Source organism: Methanocorpusculum bavaricum DSM 4179 (assembly GCF_000430905.1).
GTDB classification, from domain to species: Archaea; Halobacteriota; Methanomicrobia; order Methanomicrobiales; family Methanocorpusculaceae; genus Methanocorpusculum; species Methanocorpusculum parvum.
In genome coordinates this window covers 38,895-55,689 of record NZ_AUMX01000011.1, presented here as the reverse complement: position 1 = coordinate 55,689, position 16,795 = coordinate 38,895, and the positions used below count along the sequence as shown (strand labels likewise).

At 53.3% G+C, this 16,795-nt stretch carries 19 protein-coding genes and 3 tRNA genes; 5 read left to right on the top strand and 17 right to left on the bottom strand.

Annotated features, from left to right (window positions below):
* The first annotated feature begins 244 nt into the window (after positions 1-244).
* Positions 245-1,780 carry a coiled-coil domain-containing protein gene (locus H575_RS04970; protein WP_042698852.1) on the top strand — a complete coding sequence of 512 codons (1,536 nt, stop codon included), beginning with the start codon at positions 245-247 and terminating at the stop codon, positions 1,778-1,780.
* On the opposite strand, the gene H575_RS04965 is transcribed toward H575_RS04970, so the two are convergent.
* From H575_RS04965 to H575_RS08930, 10 genes are all read right to left on the bottom strand, one after another.
* Positions 1,781-2,866 (bottom strand): HEAT repeat domain-containing protein, encoded by a 1,086-nt coding sequence (locus H575_RS04965; RefSeq protein WP_042698849.1) that lies wholly within the window; start codon positions 2,864-2,866, stop codon positions 1,781-1,783. It abuts the gene before it with no gap.
* Between the two features lie 6 nt (positions 2,867-2,872).
* Positions 2,873-3,154, bottom strand: coding sequence for a peptidylprolyl isomerase (locus H575_RS04960; protein ID WP_042698846.1), 282 nt, complete (start codon positions 3,152-3,154; stop codon positions 2,873-2,875).
* 34 nt (positions 3,155-3,188) lie between these two features.
* Entirely contained in the window at positions 3,189-3,626 is a 438-nt protein-coding gene (locus H575_RS04955; protein ID WP_042698844.1) for a ribonuclease III domain-containing protein, read from the bottom strand.
* On the bottom strand, positions 3,623-4,846 hold the full coding sequence (gene mmp10 / locus H575_RS04950; protein ID WP_042698840.1) for a methyl coenzyme M reductase-arginine methyltransferase Mmp10: 1,224 nt from the start codon (positions 4,844-4,846) through the stop codon (positions 3,623-3,625). The genes H575_RS04955 and mmp10 overlap by 4 nt, the downstream gene beginning before the upstream one ends.
* A gap of 89 nt (positions 4,847-4,935) precedes the next feature.
* On the bottom strand, positions 4,936-5,652 hold the full coding sequence (locus H575_RS04945; RefSeq protein ID WP_042698837.1) for an SAM-dependent methyltransferase: 717 nt from the start codon (positions 5,650-5,652) through the stop codon (positions 4,936-4,938).
* A gap of 655 nt (positions 5,653-6,307) precedes the next feature.
* Complete coding sequence (locus tag H575_RS04940; RefSeq protein WP_042698834.1) at positions 6,308-7,072, bottom strand: MarR family transcriptional regulator; 765 nt, start codon at positions 7,070-7,072, stop codon at positions 6,308-6,310.
* 89 nt (positions 7,073-7,161) lie between these two features.
* The gene (gene rnz, locus H575_RS04935; protein WP_042698832.1) at positions 7,162-8,100 is read right to left on the bottom strand and encodes a ribonuclease Z; all 939 of its coding nucleotides are present in this window, start codon (positions 8,098-8,100) and stop codon (positions 7,162-7,164) included.
* Positions 8,101-8,871 (bottom strand): sugar phosphate isomerase/epimerase family protein, encoded by a 771-nt coding sequence (locus tag H575_RS04930; protein ID WP_081406668.1) that lies wholly within the window; start codon positions 8,869-8,871, stop codon positions 8,101-8,103.
* Complete coding sequence (locus H575_RS04925) at positions 8,868-9,407, bottom strand: AAA family ATPase (RefSeq protein ID WP_042698828.1); 540 nt, start codon at positions 9,405-9,407, stop codon at positions 8,868-8,870. The genes H575_RS04930 and H575_RS04925 overlap by 4 nt, the downstream gene beginning before the upstream one ends.
* A complete protein-coding gene (locus H575_RS08930; protein ID WP_052319966.1) occupies positions 9,407-9,781 on the bottom strand; it encodes an Sjogren's syndrome/scleroderma autoantigen 1 family protein in 375 nt (124 codons plus the stop codon). The genes H575_RS04925 and H575_RS08930 overlap by 1 nt, the downstream gene beginning before the upstream one ends.
* A 121-nt stretch (positions 9,782-9,902) precedes the next feature.
* Here H575_RS08930 and H575_RS04915 point away from each other — a divergent pair, with 121 nt between their 5' ends.
* Positions 9,903-10,166: a UPF0147 family protein gene (locus tag H575_RS04915; protein WP_042698825.1), complete on the top strand. Its 264-nt coding sequence runs from the start codon at positions 9,903-9,905 to the stop codon at positions 10,164-10,166.
* Here H575_RS04915 and H575_RS04910 read toward each other — a convergent pair.
* The gene (locus H575_RS04910; protein ID WP_042698822.1) at positions 10,163-10,411 is read right to left on the bottom strand and encodes a DUF1922 domain-containing protein; all 249 of its coding nucleotides are present in this window, start codon (positions 10,409-10,411) and stop codon (positions 10,163-10,165) included. The genes H575_RS04915 and H575_RS04910 overlap by 4 nt on opposite strands.
* Positions 10,412-10,542: 131 nt before the next feature.
* Here H575_RS04910 and H575_RS04905 point away from each other — a divergent pair.
* The 3 genes from H575_RS04905 (at position 10,543) to H575_RS04895 (ending at position 10,863) form a co-directional block, all read left to right on the top strand.
* Positions 10,543-10,653 (top strand) — tRNA-Tyr (locus H575_RS04905).
* 19 nt (positions 10,654-10,672) lie between these two features.
* Positions 10,673-10,745: transfer RNA gene (locus tag H575_RS04900), tRNA-Asp, on the top strand.
* A 45-nt stretch (positions 10,746-10,790) separates the two neighbouring features.
* Positions 10,791-10,863, top strand: a tRNA-Asp gene (locus H575_RS04895).
* Between the two features lie 65 nt (positions 10,864-10,928).
* On the opposite strand, the gene H575_RS04890 is transcribed toward H575_RS04895, so the two are convergent.
* The 6 genes from H575_RS04890 to H575_RS04865 are packed head-to-tail and all read right to left on the bottom strand — an operon-like array spanning position 10,929 to position 16,785.
* Positions 10,929-11,765: a tetratricopeptide repeat protein gene (locus H575_RS04890; protein WP_042698819.1), complete on the bottom strand. Its 837-nt coding sequence runs from the start codon at positions 11,763-11,765 to the stop codon at positions 10,929-10,931.
* Complete coding sequence (gene cofC / locus H575_RS04885) at positions 11,758-12,396, bottom strand: 2-phospho-L-lactate guanylyltransferase (RefSeq protein ID WP_042698816.1); 639 nt, start codon at positions 12,394-12,396, stop codon at positions 11,758-11,760. Before cofC ends, H575_RS04890 begins: the two co-directional genes overlap by 8 nt.
* 44 nt (positions 12,397-12,440) lie before the next feature.
* Complete coding sequence (folP, locus tag H575_RS04880; RefSeq protein ID WP_042698814.1) at positions 12,441-13,244, bottom strand: dihydropteroate synthase; 804 nt, start codon at positions 13,242-13,244, stop codon at positions 12,441-12,443.
* Entirely contained in the window at positions 13,244-14,494 is a 1,251-nt protein-coding gene (gene glyA, locus H575_RS04875) for a serine hydroxymethyltransferase (protein WP_042698811.1), read from the bottom strand. Before glyA ends, folP begins: the two co-directional genes overlap by 1 nt.
* Before the next feature lie 40 nt (positions 14,495-14,534).
* A complete protein-coding gene (locus H575_RS04870) occupies positions 14,535-15,848 on the bottom strand; it encodes an FAD-dependent oxidoreductase (RefSeq protein WP_042698808.1) in 1,314 nt (437 codons plus the stop codon).
* A gap of 1 nt (position 15,849) precedes the next feature.
* Entirely contained in the window at positions 15,850-16,785 is a 936-nt protein-coding gene (locus H575_RS04865) for a hypothetical protein (protein WP_042698804.1), read from the bottom strand.
* Positions 16,786-16,795 lie beyond the last annotated feature (10 nt).

The window sequence follows — 16,795 nt, the reverse complement described above, 5'->3', positions numbered from 1 at the left end:
TTGGATGCGGAACGCGGCCGACCTCAGCTGAGCAAACCGATGGTTTGCGGCCAAGCCGATAGACTTGCGAGTAAATCTTTGATTTGCGGCCAGCGACCCGCACGCAAAAAGCAGCCGGCCAAACACCCCGGGAAAGATCCGGGAGTACCGTAAAATGCTTATAACAACCCCTCTAAATTGTTAGTCAATGATACCCTCCTCGTCACTCTCGGAATTTTTCGCAGGTCTACGCAGCATTGGACTGTTGACACGTCTGTTTTCCTGGAAAAAGGTGATACGCCGCGGTGACGACGCATATGCCCGGTATCAGGCCGAAGAAAACGAGGCGGGGAGACGATACCGGGAGATCGAGATCCGGCTCGATCAGCTATCCGGCGAGCTGCAGAGGGAGAGAGGAAAAAACGCATCCCTTGAAGCCTTGCGGGACGCAGAGAGAAAATCCTCTCAGGATACAAGGGACAGATTCGAGGTGACCGCACGGGAACTTGAGATCACCAGAGGAAAACTCTTCGGCCTTGAACGGGCACGTGACGAACAGAGCCTCGCCGAAACCGAGCGCAGACAGGAAGAGAGGGCGAGATACCTAAGCCTGGAATCAGCCTATGCAGAACTCGCCGAACAGCTCAGCCTTGCCAAAGGAAAGATCGCCGCAGTCGAAGGCGCCCGCGAAGAACAGGCCCTCGCCGAAACCGAGCGCAGACAGGAAGAGATGGCGAGATACCGGAGCCTGGAATCAGCCTATGCAGAACTCGCCGAACAGTTCAGCCTCGCCAAAGGAAAAATCGCAGCCCTCGAAAGCCTGAGAGACGAACAGCTGTCCGCCGAAGCCTCCCGGAGAAAAGAAGAAGCCCAAAAATATCAGGAACTCAAGGAAAACCTTGACGAGGTCACCCGCGACCTGATTACGGCAAAAGAGCAGCTCTCCGGTCACGAAAGCGTCCGCGAGGAGCAGGCCGCCGAATACAACCGCAAAATCGAGCGGATCAACACCCTTTACGACCAGCTCAAAAGCGACCGGGAAACGCTCGCAAACGAACAGATGAATCTCCTCGTGAAAAAACAGGAGGAACTTGCCGTCTCCTGGCAGAAACATGAAACCGAAGTTGCCGAAAGCATCCGAACGATCTGCAGAAAGCATGACTTTGTATGGTGCGAGAAGTGCGAATATCCCCACCAGGGAACGCCCGACAATGTTGTGCTGATCGGAAAGATGTACACCATCTTCGACGCAAAAAGCCCGAAAAACCCGGAAGAACTCGAAAACTTCCCGACGTATCTGAAGAATCAGGCCGAAGCGATGAAAAAATACTGCAAACACGACGACGTCAGAAAAGAAGTCTTCCTCGTGGTCCCCTCAAGCACGCTTGATGTTCTGACGACCTATCAGTATGACCTCGCGGAGTATGTCGTCTACGTCATCACGCCTGAATCCCTCATCCCCATCCTCCAGACGCTGCGGCAGATCGAAAACTACGAATTCACCGACACGATGAGTCCCGAAGATCAGGACAAACTCTGCCGGTTCATCGGCAAACTTTCCCATGCGACCAAACGCAAGATCCAGATCGACACCTACTTCTCCCGGGAACTCATCGATGCCTTACGGGGCATCGACATGATCCCGCAAGACTTCGCCACCGAGATCGGCAAATACGAACAGAAAGCCAAACTCAACCCGCCGATGGAAAAACGCGTCAAAATGATCGAGATCGAAGACGTGGAAAACGAAGTCAGAAGAATGGAAACCGAGATCGCCGTGAGAACGGCGGTCGGCGAATGATCATTTTTTCCGCTCTGCAGTCATCAGAGCGTTTTTGATTATCCCGGCAAGTATCGGATTATTTGTATGCGATGCCTCTTTGAGCGCCTCGATCACCGGCTCACCGCCGATACTGCCAAGAGACGCCGCCGCTGCGGCGCGGATCCCTGGTTTGGGGTCGGCAAGACAGGAGATCAGCGCCGGAACCACGTCAGGCCTGTCTGAACTGCCGAGAGCGGATGCGGCCGCACGGCGGACACCCGGTACCGGATCGGCAAGCAGCGGAAGAAGGGTATCTTCCAGCCTGAGCTTTTGTTTGCGGATCGTCTCCGCAGCAGCCGATCTCACCGAGGGGTCAGGGTCGCCGCATAATTCCGTGAGAACAGGAACCTCCGCGGTCACCGAGGCAAGGGCGCGGCGGACATAGGGCGAAGGATCGGCCGTAAGGCTGCCCGGAGTCAGGGCGTCCAGAACATACACGCCTGCCGCGCGGATATCCTCGCGTTCATCGGCAAGCGAAGCAAAAACCGCGGAAAGCTCATCTTCGATGAGCTGTCTGCCCCGCAGACCGGAGAGTGCCGCCAGCCTGATCGCGGGAAGATCGTTCAGCGCTGAGACTAGTGTTGGAACGACCGCCTGATCATGATAGACCCCTAGCGACATGACCGCGATCTCGCGGATATCAGATTCCGGCGACGAAGCCGCAGAGATCAGCGCGGGGATCGCGGCAGGGACACGGAACTGGCCAAGCGCCTGGACCGAGGCATACTGCGTCGTCATATCGTTTGAGGAGATCGCCGCAACCAGCGTATCGACTGCCGGCTGTCCGCCCTCCATAAAGAGCATGAGCGCGGCTTCCCTGACCCCGAGATCCTCATCTGCGAGATAGGAAAGATACTGCGCATACTCAAGCTCGGCAGAATAATTTCGCAGCGCCCAGAGCATAACGCGCCGGGTCAGCGGGTCGTTCTTTTTCAGGGCGGCCAAAATAAACTGAAGGGATGCAGGATCGTGCAGGGCACAGATCTTATTGGCTGCCTCCTCCTGCCTTGCGGTATCATCACTCCTGATAGCGGCGATAAGCTCGTCAAAGGCAGTTTTTTTCATAGAAACTCAGTTCTTAACGTCGGTCACTTTGATGAGATGCCAGCCGAACTGGGTTTTGACCGGGCCCAGGACATCGCCCGCATTAGCCTTGAAACATGCTTCTTCGAAGGGTTTGACCATCTGGCCTTTGCCAAAGTAGCCGAGATCCCCGCCGGCGTTGCCTGACGGACACTGCGAGTAGAGTTTCGCGAGTTTTGCGAAATCATCACCGGCTTTGATCTTCTGCATGATCTCTTTTGCTTCAGCTTCGGTCTTTACTAAAATGTGGGATGCTTTTACCCGTACCATACTTCTATCATATCGTGTTCACGGCCAATAAGCTCTATGGTTTCCAAACGTGATCAAGGATTGATCGGGAAGCTTCCACGCCGCCGTCCAGATAGGCGGCCCCCATCAGCGCTTCGAAGCATTCGGCTGAAACGCGGCCGCTTGTCCATATCTGCATGCGGAGTTCGCCTTTGCCCCATTTCATATATGCCGGCAGGCCGATATCCTCGGCAAGCCGGCGGACGACGCTCATATTCACCAGGTCGATCTTTTTTCTGGTGATCTCGCCTTTGTCAAACTCTCCGTCCCCGATAAGCCGGCAGATCACGATCAGATCAAGGACCGCGTCTCCAAGGACCGCGAGCGAGTCCATGGTATCATGCATGGAAAGCTCATTTTCCCGGGCATACGCGGTTCGCGTGAGGGCATGGGTGAGCAGGTCGACGTTTTTAAACGTGTAGCCGATCTTTGCATACAGGTCAGAGTAGTTCATGCCGATCTCCCGTATTGATTGATGAGCTGGATCAGCTGGGTGAATCCTTCCATTTCCATGGTCAGAACCCCGGTCAGGTCCATACCCATACTGGTTTCTCCGTCGGCCGAGAGGGTCTCGGGACCGCGGATAACTCTGCGGTCGAGAAGAAGCTCGGCCTCGGGGTCGTGGACGAATGCCCGGCCGGGGATGATGACCGTTTCTTCAAGGGTTTCCGGGTCCAGTTTTTTCAGATCGTCGATCGTGATGAGGCAGGAGATCTCCTTGTCCACAGGGACGACCATGCCTTCCGGCGCTCCGCATGCGCCGAGTATCTCTCTGATGTACGGGGCGGCGATACTCCCGGTGATGACCGAAACGCGGCCGGTGATCCGGGGCAGATGAGCGAGGAGCTCAGGCTCGTTTCGGATCGCAAACGGCGAGTCAAAGGCAGGATCATACAGAGGGGTCGCGGATAACCGCAGAGCCGGGAACCGGGCCGCTGCTTCGCTGACGATATCCCGGAACTCTTCCATGGTATGGACCCGCTGGTTTTCGATGACGGGGGCGTTGTCGAGGATGAGCCCCTGGTCTTCCCGGTTGGCAAATCTCATCAGAATGACGCCTTTGACGCCGATCTTTTCGAGCCAGGCAAGCGTGGTCCGGAGAACTTCCCCGTCGTTGACGTCGGGAAGAATGACGAGAGCCGCGTATACGTCGATTTTTGCCGCCAGCCGTTCGATGACTTCAAGGGAGGCTTCGGGGGTCGGATCATGCATGTATTTTTTCCGAAGGGCAGGGTCGCTCGCGAAAATCGTGAAGGAGATCTCCTTCATATTATTTTCGATCATGAAGTCGGCGATGTCCGGCGTGTCGAATCCTTTTCCGCTGGTGTAGCCGATGTGGAGAGGGACATTGAGGGATCCCAGGATCTCGATAAGCGGGGTGAACTCAGGGTAGCAGCTCGGGTCACCTCCTCCCGATATGGTGATCTTGGTTATATCGCCGGAGATCATCTGGAGATCGGCAAGGAAGTGATCGGCCACGTCTTTGAGCGAGTAAAAGCCGGCGTACTCTTCTTTTACGCCTTTGGCACAATACTCGCAGCCTTTTTTGAACGGCATGCAGTATCTGCAGCCGAAGGGAGGTACATCTTTTGCATGCTTAAAGTAGCAGTAAGAGCAAAATCCCCGGCAGTCTTTGCCGGGTTTTCCTCCTATATCGATCGTAAGATGTACCATGTTCTCTACATATATTGGTTTCCTGGAATATGAAACCACTCAGTTGACGGATCAGGTCAGGTTCTGTTCGGTCCGGATGCGTGTTTTGGTTATTTTCTTTGGAGAAGGATGGCGATGAAGTTCATGTACTTGCCGCCTCCCGCCTCCATGGTTTTGCGATCGCCTTTGGCGTATTCATTATCGGTGGCAAGCCAGTCGTTCCAGACTTCTTCGTTGCTTTCCATTTCATGGATGGAAATGATCTCGGCTTCGTCTGCGGCACGTATTATGTCTTCCCAGTATGCGGCGTCGTGGATGTAGTCGAGTTGTTCGGGTGTCCAGGAGAGGAGGAGCTCGGGCGGGAGATCGTCGTGACAGTCTTTTTTCATACCCGGAACGGCGATGCAGATGTATCCCCCGTGTTTGACGAACGGGAGGAGATGCTCTCCCAGATACGCTTTGTCTCTGCCGAAGTAGTTGTAGGCATCTATGCAGATGACGGCGTCGAAGAGTTCGTGCGGGAAAGGAAGCGCGGTCGCGTCCGCATGGATGGGGAGGATGGTTTCAGCAGTCAGGCCCATCTGTTCGAAGAACCGCATGTTTTCGGCAGGGTCGCTCCAGAGATCTGCGGCGATCACACGGACGCCGTATTCTTTTGCGAGGAAGACTGAGGTGACGCCCTGCCCGCTGCCGAGGTCCATGACAAGGGATCCTTTTTTGAGGCCGATGTCTTTGAGGAGTTCTTCTGTGAGTTTTACGGGGTTTGGCCCCATGATTTTTTGTCTGATCGTTTCTGTGTCGTAGTTTTTGCTTTTGCTATAGTTCATGTCTGTTCACCAATGGTTTTTTTGCTGCGTCGGTATGAAAGCCTGCGCTGCTGACATCATGTTGTGTGAACTGAAGATCTGTGGGGGTTTAAGGGCGCAGAACCGGGTATGCACAGATCTTCTTCGACACGCTCTCCAATTCACCGCAGTATTGTATTGTCATGAAATTCGCCTAGGTGAAATATATTCGTCGTGCTATTATTTGAGAATTTGCTGGATCCGGTCAGGCGGATCGGGGAGCTTTGCCAATATGGCTGGCCGGGGATGAAGGAAGGGGACTTGCCGAAAAGAGCGAGTTGTTGTCAAACGGGTTGTCAAGTATCTGCGGGCGTATTTTGGCAATCGAATCAATATTCTCAGTTTGATTTTAGTATTTGTCAATTTGCCCCATTTGACAAAGGTGTGGAAAGAGGGAGGAACGGATGGTCAGGTTTGCCGGGAGAGAGACACTGCGGGCCTTTCTCTCTCTTTTGCGTAAAATAGTAAAATATAATAATTATTATTATAATTAAAGGTATTTTTGGATTTAAAGGATGATATGGGGTTTGTTGTGTTGTCAAACGATTCGACAAGTATCTGACAAGTCGACAAACAGGTATGTGCGGTCAAACCGGTTGCCTGGTGAAAACTCTATCCGAGATCAAAAAACCGGAGATCACCGTTCAGGCCGTATGATCTCGATACAGCAGCAGTCATATCCTTCTGTCATACACTGGATCTCGGTCACATTGATCTTTTCATTGTAAAACGCGGAAAAGATCGCTTTGAGCATACCGCAGGAGATCGCACAGTTTTTCCCGGAGTCCTTGGGCATGATCATGCATTCATAACAGTGATAGACCTCGATCTGCAGAGGATCCGCGGATCGGACCTTCACCTCCCCAAATCCGTAATGTTTCCAAAACTCGGTGATGTTCGCCAGTGTTTTTTCCAATGTGTCGGCGACCAGATAAACGGCGACCGCCTGCCCCAGGATCTCCCCGCCGCGCATGATCACCGGGTCGATGTTGATGCCCGCTTCACCGAGAGCTACCTTGATTATGTGGGGGAGGATCTCTTTGTAATCGATCTTATCGTATTTTGCATACGCCTGTCTGATGAGTTCGCGAAAATCGGAAGTCCCGTTCTGGGTGCTTGGGGTGATATCCCCGATAAGCGATGCGGTGATCACATAGGTCTTCTTTCGGGCATCCCGCGGATCCGGCACAACTGAGATAAGTTCCCTCATCTCCAGAGAACAGACATACCCGGACACCGTGGATTTTGACAGCCCGGTATACTCCATGATCCGGGAAAAAGAGACCGGCCCCTCCTCTGCAAGCAGGGTGAGGATCTTGTTTCTGATCGGACTGCGTACGGTTATCACCGTACCGTTTTTCGAGTAAATATTCAGGGGTTCTTTGCTGTCCGGTTCTGGCATGGGCTGTCGCTTACTGTATTGTTTTACCCCGCCGTCTTAAGTAGATTGGGAAACCGGCACCTTTCTCCGGGCCGGTACGCGGATCCGTGTTATTCGTCGCTGAAGGGGATCTCCACGGTGGTCAGATCATTTGGCGCGATGATCTCTCCGCTGAAGAACTCTTTTGCGTCCCTGATGTGGCTTGCAGCGGTGATGTAGCGCGAACTGAAATGTACGAGCGCCAGGGTCTTCGGCTTCACAAGAGCCGCCACCTGTCCGGCTTCGCCCGCTGTTGAATGCCAGGCCTCCTTCGCCCGTTCTCTTCCCTCCTCTTCATCGAAGGTCGCTTCATGGATCAGGAGATCCGCATCGCCCAAAAGATCAGGCTGGTTTTTTACCGGCCGTGTGTCTCCGGTGTACACAACTTTTCGACCGCGGCGCCGTTCTCCCATGACCATCTCCGGGGTGATGGTCACCTCCTCACCGTCTTTTTGAATAGTGACCGGTGAACCTCTCTGGAGTTTTCCAAAGAGCGGCCCGGGTTTTACGCCTAAAGCAATAGCGCCTTCCCGGTCGAACCTCCCCGGGCGCATGTCCTCTTCCAGGACATAGCCGACACTTTCCATTCCATGAAATGTTTTGAATGCCGCTACCGAGTAGCCGTCAAATATCATCACATCCCCGTCGGATACTTCGACGGCCGTAAGCTGAAACGGGATCTTCGGCGTCAGCTGATGGATGATATTCACGAACCAGTCGATACCCCGCGGTCCGTAAAGGGTCAGCGGTTCGGCCCTTCCATTGAATGCCATCGTCTCGATGAGCCCGAATATGCCCAGATAATGGTCGGCGTGCCAGTGGGTTATAAAAACGGCATTTACGGTAAATCCGGTCTTCAGCCGCATCATCTGCTGCTGAGCTCCCTCTCCGCAGTCAAAAAGGAGCGTGTCGGATCCGCGCCTGATCATGATGCAGGAAGGATTTCGAAGCGGTGTCGGCAGAGCCCCCGCAGTTCCGAGAAAATGCACGAAGAGTGTTTCACCGGCCATTTATATCCACTTCCGTAAAAACTCGAGGCTTTTCTTCCCTTCTTTCGGGTTGCGTCCCTCGACGACGATGATCTTTCCCTTATATTCCTTCACGATCCTCGGCATGATCTTATCCCAGTTGATGGTGCCGCTCCCAAGGGAGAGGTGCTCATCGTATTTCCCGTGATTGTCGTGGATGTGGAGATGATGCGCCTTAGGCAGAATGATCTTACAGAACTCATCCAGGTTCCCTGTCGTGTTGGCGTGGCCGATGTCAAGCACGAGTCCCATACCTGAAACGCCGTCCACGAATCCTTCCTGTTCGTAGGGATCCCGGCAGAAGAAGTCGTCGAGGTTTGGCATATTTTCAAGACACGCCGTAACGCCGACACGCTCTGCCGTCTCTCCGAGACGGATGCATGCCTTTTTGTGATTGTTCCACGCGGAAGCTCCGTCGAATCTGCTCACCGGGGAGAGATACCCCGGATGGAGAACCACCGTGTCTGTGAGCTGAGCTGCCTGTTCGATACAGACGGTGAATTGTCGGACGGTCTCTTCCCAGATCGGCGTATTGATGGATGCCGGGTTTAAGTCGCTGAACGGGGCATGGACGGAGACGTCCAGTCCGGTTTCTTCGATAACTTTTCTGACTGCAGAGAACGTCTCCGGTTTGTCCAGCCGGTAGTTTCCGTCAGCCGAGATCTCCCATCCGTCGAATCCTACCTCCGCGATCTCCGCGACCCATGACGGATCTTCCCACACCTTTGAGGAGGAGGCAAAGAAGATCTTCACGACAGACCTCCCAGATAACTTCTGATCCGGGATATGAACTCATCGCGGCTCGATTCGTTTTCGATCCGCATGTCCGCCAGTGATATGGCACGGGCAAGTCCGAATGATTCCTCCCGTTCATCGCGGGAGCGAAGCGTCTCCGGCGTAGCGGTGTCATCGCTCCGTCCTCTGTTCTGCATTCTCAAAAGGCGGGTCTCAAAACCGGCTGTGATCGCGAGAAGCGAAAAGTCACTGAACACGGATCTGAAGTAGGCAACTTCGGCGTCCCCCCTGATCCCGTCGATAACAACGATAGCTGAACTGAGTTTTCGCACTTCCTCTGCCGTCAGTATTGCCACGGCGTCCATACCGAGTTCGCTGCGGAGTTTCCGTGCGGCCGCTCCGATGTTCTCATCGGTCAACGCGAGCTCTTCCTGTATGACCTTTCTCCTAATCATATCTCCCATAACTATGACCGGTATCCCCAGTTCATCGGCGATCAGTGAGAATTCGCCTTTCCCGCTTGCGGGATATCCGACAACACCGACGACCTTCATTATCTCGAGAGTATGGTTTTTGCTTCTGCAGCAGTTCGGATGCACTCAATGAGGATGCGGCAGCGTTCCGGTTCCGTCTCGGCGGCGGCACGGGTGCAGAGTTTGAGGATCAGGTCATCCAAGCCTGTGAGAATATTTTCCGGGGCAGGCGACGGGGTCTGATCCGCGGCGGCATATTTCGGGACGATCATCTGAATCTTTTCTTCAGAAGTATTCTGCGCTGGCGCTTCTTTTGGTGTATTGGCACAAACCACGCACATCTTCTTTCCCTTCACATCAAACAGCGGAGAGTCGCATACGGGGCAGGGTTCCGAGAGCATTTTGGCTCCGTTTAGGAGATACTCCGTCATTATATCCTCGGGTTTTTTTGTCATGGCTGGTTTTCTCGTACTAACAGATTAGTTTTCAGAGTATATAATGTCTCAAGAATAAAGGGAGTCTTTATTTTTGCGGAGGTATAACATGAGTTACAGATTTTGGGGATGGGAGCTAAATATGGCAAATCCGGAAGATATGATCAGGCAGTGCATTATGATGCTGCATGCAATGAGTGAAGATTCAACGATTCCGCGGAATATCCGCCGCGTGGCCGATGAGACGATGAAGGTTCTCCAGGATGAGAAGAAGACGATCGGTCTGAGAGCCGCAAGTGCCCTTTCGATGATCGATGAGGTCAGCAATGACTCAAATATGCCGATCCATGCACGGACCCGGATATGGGAGCTTGCATCAACTCTTGAAGCAGTACCCTTTGACTAATCCATTTTTTTGTCTGATTGGGTGAACCGGTCCGCAGAGGTGAATCCGGAATTTTTTGCGGTCTGCATGTGTCTGAGGAGTTCGCCTGCTGCATCTGCCGATGAAACGACGGCAAGCAGTTTTGTTTTTGCAAGATCGATTTTGTTTCCGCAAACACAGGTCTTTGTGGCATACGAGAGATCGGCAACCTGCATCCTTCTGCATTTTGTACAGCCCACTATGGCAAATCCGTCTTTGTTTATCATGGTATTCCCATCTTCTGCAATTGTCTATTTTCTTGATTTTTCGGATATTAAAAGGGAATGCTCTGCGGCCAGACATCTCTCAAACCGGCATGTTTATATTTTTACAAATCCTTCTAGTTAAAGCAGTCAATCCCGACTTAACTCAGATGGTAGAGTGCGCGGCTGTAGAAAGAAATTAACGCCTGCGGGCGTACTGCGCGGCTACCGCGATGTCCCCGGTTCGAATCCGGGAGTCGGGACCATTTTCAAGACGCAATCAATGCCCAAGTAGTGTAGTGGCCTATCATGCAGCCCTGTCACGGCTGCGACTCGGATTCGAATTCCGACTTGGGCGCTTCTTCTTTCGTTTTGATTGTGCGGGATTGACGTGCGGCGTGTTGCCCAAGTAGTGTAGTGGCCTATCATGCAGCCCTGTCACGGCTGCGACTCGGATTCGAATTCCGACTTGGGCGTTTTGTTTTTAGCGATTTTTTGTATTACTTTTCCGACCGAACGGTTAAAAAAAAGATGATGGATTTCAGAGACGCAGACTTTTTGCGTTCATCCATCTTACCCGGATCTTTAACTCATCCTCTGGTGCCGGTCCGGCTGCCAACGCATCCGAGTACATGGAGTATGCTTCGGTAAAGTTTTTCAGCTGTTCAAAGATGATCCCTTTGAAAAACAGGACGAGTGCGCGGTTTTCCGGTCCGGCAGCAAGACAGGCGTCGTAATATCTGAGTGCATCGTAGAGCAGTCCTTCGCCGCGAAGATTGTTCCCCCGCTCGAACAGCTCTTCGGCCGTTCCCGCGGGTTTTCGCCAGTTCCCGGATTTGTACACTTCGGCAGCATACGGCGGAGCAAAAGCTTTGCCGGACTCTTTTGCGATATGGACTTTTGAAAGCCAGATCTGGGTCAGCATTGCGTCGTCATGCAGAAAACACCACTCCTCCGCACGGTACAGACAGTTGCCCGCCTCCTCGTATTTTTTCTGCTGGGCATATGCCTGGGCGCGAACGACCAGAGATGCCGCATCTGCTTCTCTGATTTTGTCTGCTTCATCCACTGTGAGAAGCGCCTCTTCCGGTTTTTCCGCATACAGCTGTGCCTCGGCCTTGAGGACGAGCAGCATCGAGGCGAGGTCTGAGGCTTTGTCTACATCCGCACCTTTCCATTCTGGCAGGATCCGGATGGCTGTGTCCATACAGTCAGCACACTCAGCATATCGGCCAAGCGCTTTCAATATTGAGGCTTTTCCGACATACGTGAGCGGATCGGCCGGGTCCTCTCCGATCGCCTCGCCGTATTTTGCGAGTGCCTCCTCAAACTTTCCGGAGAGAGCCAGCTCCTCTGCTTTTTCAATAAAATCAGACAACTTCCTTACCATCCCGGTGGACCTTTACTCTCCCCTCTTCTACCGAGAGGGTGAATCCGTGCTCATACAGCCATTCACGGGCATTTCCGTGTCCGTGGATCATCAGTTCGACCAGATCGGCCGGTTCATCCACGTCAGTTGACATCCGCATGGAATCGATGATCTCAACAGTAAGTTCGAGCTCCTCGGCGATCTGAAGATGCCTTCGGAACGAGAATCCATAGTATTCCACATGGAACTTCTCGGGCTTTTTAACAAAGATCACGTTCGTCCCGCCGTCGAGGCCCGGGACGATCGCCATATCAGCTTTGGTGGAGATGACCCGCTGGAGACTGCCCGGAGTCACCATCGGGAGATCCGACATGATGATCAGGGAAGGGCAGTGGAACTGCGGAAGGGCCCAGTTGATCGCTTCATTGAGCCCCTCTTTTCGTACTGCCACGAGGGCATCCCGGCACTCATACTTCGATGTGCAGAGGAGTGTGGCGCTGCATCCTGTTCGTCTGACCGCGAGGATCACATCTTCCAGCATTATCCTCGCAAACTCTTCGCGCTCTTCCTGGGTGAGAATAGACGAAAGCCGCGTCTTCGGGTTGACCGGTTTGAACGGAATCAGGGCGTGGAAGTACATTGTTACTACTAATTGGGGTCTTTTTATGATAGATACTTTTCTCCCTAAGGATGCATCATCTGAAATATTTTAACGATATCGCGGGATGGTCCGACATCATGGACGCGGCAGATATCCGCACCTCCCGTAAGCAGACCATATAATACAGCAAGAGAGCCGTACAGCCGTTCATGCGGCGGTTGATTCAGGCAGTCACCGATGAACGTCTTTCTGGACACGGCGGCGAGAAGAGGAAAACCGTATGTTTTCAGTTCCGAAAATCTCCGGCAAAGTTCCCAGTCCGCTTCGCTCGACCGCTCCGTCACCCACTTCCCCACGCCCGGATCCAGAATGAGCTGATCGATCCCGTAGTTCTCCGCCCGCAGGATGATCTTTTTCAGGGCTTCATGCGTGGAGCTGATGTCGGTTGGGTCTCCGGGGATTTTGTGCGCCGCCATGGCAATCACCGGAAGACCGCTGTCCGCTGCGATCTTTGCATACCGTTCGTTTGCAAGTCCGCCGATATCGTTCACGGCAGATATATCATATCTGAGCGCTGCTTCAAGGACCTCGGGATACATCGTATCAAGAGAAAAGACGGCCCCGGAGTCATCCAGATTCCGCAACGTGCGGATAACGCGTTCCTTTTCCTCGGCTACAGATATGGGGGGCGCGGTAAGAGCTGTGCTTCGCGCCCCTATGTCGATGATGTCGGCGCCTGCCCTGATCATCTCTTCGACACGGGTCGTTACCTGGTCGAGCGGGGTGAATGAGTCTGAGAAAAAGGATTCCGGGCTGATGTTCAGCACACCCATGAGCCGCGGCGGATTGGCACCTCCGATGCCAATCCCTCTAATGCTGACTTCCATTATAAGGTCCGGATCTCAGGATACAGCGGATATTTCAGACAGAGTGCCGTGACTTCAGCTTTGACCGATGCAAGGACCTTCTCATCCCCGATGTGGTTGAGGGCTTTGGCGATCCAGTCTCCTATCTGTTTACACTGATCCTCCTTCATTCCGCGGGTGGTGATGGTCGGGGTTCCGATCCGGATACCCGATGTCTCGAAGGGAGAGAGCGCCTGCCGCGGGATCGTGTTCTTGTTGACGGTGATCCCGGCTTTTCCTAAAGCGACCTCGGCCTGCTGACCTGATATATTGTGGTCGGAGAGGTCGAGTAGACAAAGGTGGTTGTCGGTTCCGCCGGAGACGAGCCGGAAGTTGTTGTCTTCCATGGTCGCGGCGAGTACTTTGCAGTTTTTCACGACCTGTTTTGCATACTCTTTGTAGTCTTCGGTGAGCGCTTCGCGGAAACACACTGCTTTGGCGGCGATAACGTGCATAAGAGGTCCGCCCTGCATGCCTGGAAAGACTGCCTTGTCGATCGAGTTTGCATACTCTTTATTGCACATGATCACGCCTCCGCGTGGTCCCCGGAGGGTTTTATGGGTCGTAGACGTGGTGTATGTGGTGACGCCGACCGGAGAGTTGTGCAGGCCGGTGCAGCAGAGTCCGGAGATGTGGGCGATATCCGCCATGGACCGGGCGCCAACACCCTCCGCGATCTCCGCGAATGCCTTGAAGTCGATCTCACGCGGATATGCCGATGCGCCGCAGACGATGAGGTCGGGGCGGGTCTTTCGTGCGAGTTCCTCAATAACGCCGTAGTCGAGCATTTCAGTGTCAAAATCAACACCGTAAAATGAGATGTCGAAAAATTTGCCGGACATGTTTGCCGGATCGCCGTGGGAAAGATGGCCGCCGTTGTTCAGACTCTGACTGAGGATCTTGTCTCCCGGTTTCAGACATGAAAGGTAGACGGCTTCGTTTGCCTGACTGCCTGAGTGAGGCTGGACATTTGCGTGTTCTGCGCCGAAAAGTTTGCAGAGCCTGTCGCGTGCCAGGTTTTCGATCTGATCATGAAATTCACAGCCGCCGTAGTAACGTTTTCCCGGATATCCTTCTGCATATTTATTCGTCAGAATTGTACCCATTGCCTCCATTACTTCGCGTGCGACGACATTTTCCGATGCGATAAGTTCAAGCCCCTCAACCTGGCGCTTGTGTTCTTTGTTTATCAGCTGGAAAATTTCCGGGTCAAATAGTGCCAGGGACGACATATTATCTAAATATATAGTTAATAGGAAGTGATAAAGGCGTCTACTCTTTGTCCAATGCGTCTGCCGCGAGACGGATCATTGAGTACATTCCGTCCGGGGTAGGGTGGACTTCCAGCATCGAAGAGAATTCATGGACTGTCACGCCTTTGCGTACCAGATACCCGAGATAGGTCCCGACGATGCTTGTTCCGGGCGCTGAGGTGGCAAATCCCAGTATCTTCCCGTCATCCTTTGATACGGTGAGATGCATCGAGCCGACCGATCCGTCCGCTACATGCCAGAATGATTCGGGTCCGGCGATGTTGGGTGAGGAAAATGTTACGCCTTCCGCGTCTTTTTTCGGAACGCATACTGTATAATCCAGCCCAAGAACGATCGTATAAGGGAACTGCTCAAGGTCCACTCTGCGGGGAAGGCCGAGGATCGAATCCGCAGCCGCAAAACCCTGGAGACGGGCAACCGGGGTAAAATACGGAGCGCCGGTCACATCGCCTGCGGCATATATGCCCTGGATAGAGGTCTCCATTTTTTCGTTTACCTTGATCGAACCGTCAGGATTTTTCGCCATACCGGTGAAAATTGAGGTCTCCGGTCTCATCCCGGTCGCGAAAAGAACGGCATCGAAGGGCATCTTCTCACCGTTTAAGATGACGCCTTCAACCTGATCTTTGCCGGTGATCTGCTCTATTGTCCCGTATTTGATAGTGACATCTGCAAGATCGCGGCGAACTGCCTTCATCATTGCTTCGGAGAGTACCGGCAGGAACACACTCCTGCAGAAGATGGTAACTTCACACCCGAAGGCTCTGAAGATGTAGGCGAACTCGGCGGCGGAGATCCCCCCGCCGATAATTGCGAGCCTTTTTGGAAGCACAGGCATTGTCCGGATCGTTTTTGCCGTGTAGGTTCCGGGAAGATCGTTTCCCGGGATTTCTGGAACATATATCCCGGAACCGGCGGCGATGATGATGTTTTCTGCTTCGCGCATCTCCCCGTTCACGACCAATTTTCCGTCCCTGATCTCTGCCTCGGCTCCGTATTCGATCACGACCCCGGCCGCTTTTGTCTCCCGCTCAAGGATGAACTCCAGTTTTTTCTGGACCTCTTCAAGTTTTTGGATAACTTCCGGGAACCGGACTGAGGCACTTCCCTCGACGACGCCTGATTTTTTCAAAAAAGATAGGGTATTGATACTGCGGGCGACATCGTTCAGCCCGCAGACGAGCATGCATCCGTCATGGATGCATGTTCCGCCGATCGCCTTCCTTTCAAGAAGGGTGACTTCTTTTCCTGCTCCGGCGAGGCGGAGAGATGCCATCCTCCCGGCAGGTCCTGCGCCGATAACGTAGATCATTTCAGAACACTTCGCAGCCTTCGTCGGATGGAAGGGTAAGTTCCTCGCCTGAGTATGCATTCACTTCCACTATGTCTTTCTTTCCTCTGACCTGCCAGACCGGGACGTATACTTTTTTGAAGATCAGTTCGATGTTCTCATCGCTTGGACGGAAGTCTTTCTCCTCGGCAAATATCGCATCGCCGGCGGTTGTTTTGATTCTGACCCTTCTGGTGAGCTTTTTGATCAGATCAGCTTTGACCCGCTCTTTTGCATCGTCCATGCTGGTGACCGGCGCCATGACCTCGGCATCCTGCGGGAGCTCCGCCTCCTGCGGAACGACATCACCAAACTGGCCGGGCAGATCATTGATCGCATTGATCCATCCTGACCCTTCTTCATCAAAAGAGACACTCTTTCCTTTATAGGTCGCTTCTCCGCCGCTTTTATACTGGTAATACCAGTAAGGGATCATACGCAGGACCGTATTTCCCTGCTGACGGGCAACACGGGCCGCTTCCTGACCGGAGATTCGCAGCGGAAGCACAAGATCATACCCGATCGGCGGCTGACGGATCCCGACATTCGTGTATGCATAACTCGGTCCCCCGACGAGGTCAAACGGCATACTCCAGATGCGTGCAGCTGCCGCATCGCCAATGTATTTGAGCAGTTTCTCCCTCGTCCAGAGGTCCGACTCCTTTGGCTGGAAGTATGAACTCCCGGTAAAAATGATTTTGTCGCAGCGGACTTTGGTTCCGTTGAGTGTTATCGTGTAGGGGGTCATGTCGAAACGCTGAAGAAGACCCGTGTCGTCAGAAGACATGACCAGGATGCATTTTGTATCCCGTACCGCCGAGAGATTGAACGGCCCCTCTTCAATCTCACAGTCATATCCGGCGGTCTCGAGAACACGCCGTATCTCGGTCACCGCATGTGTGTGAATCAGTTCACCCATAATTAGTTAC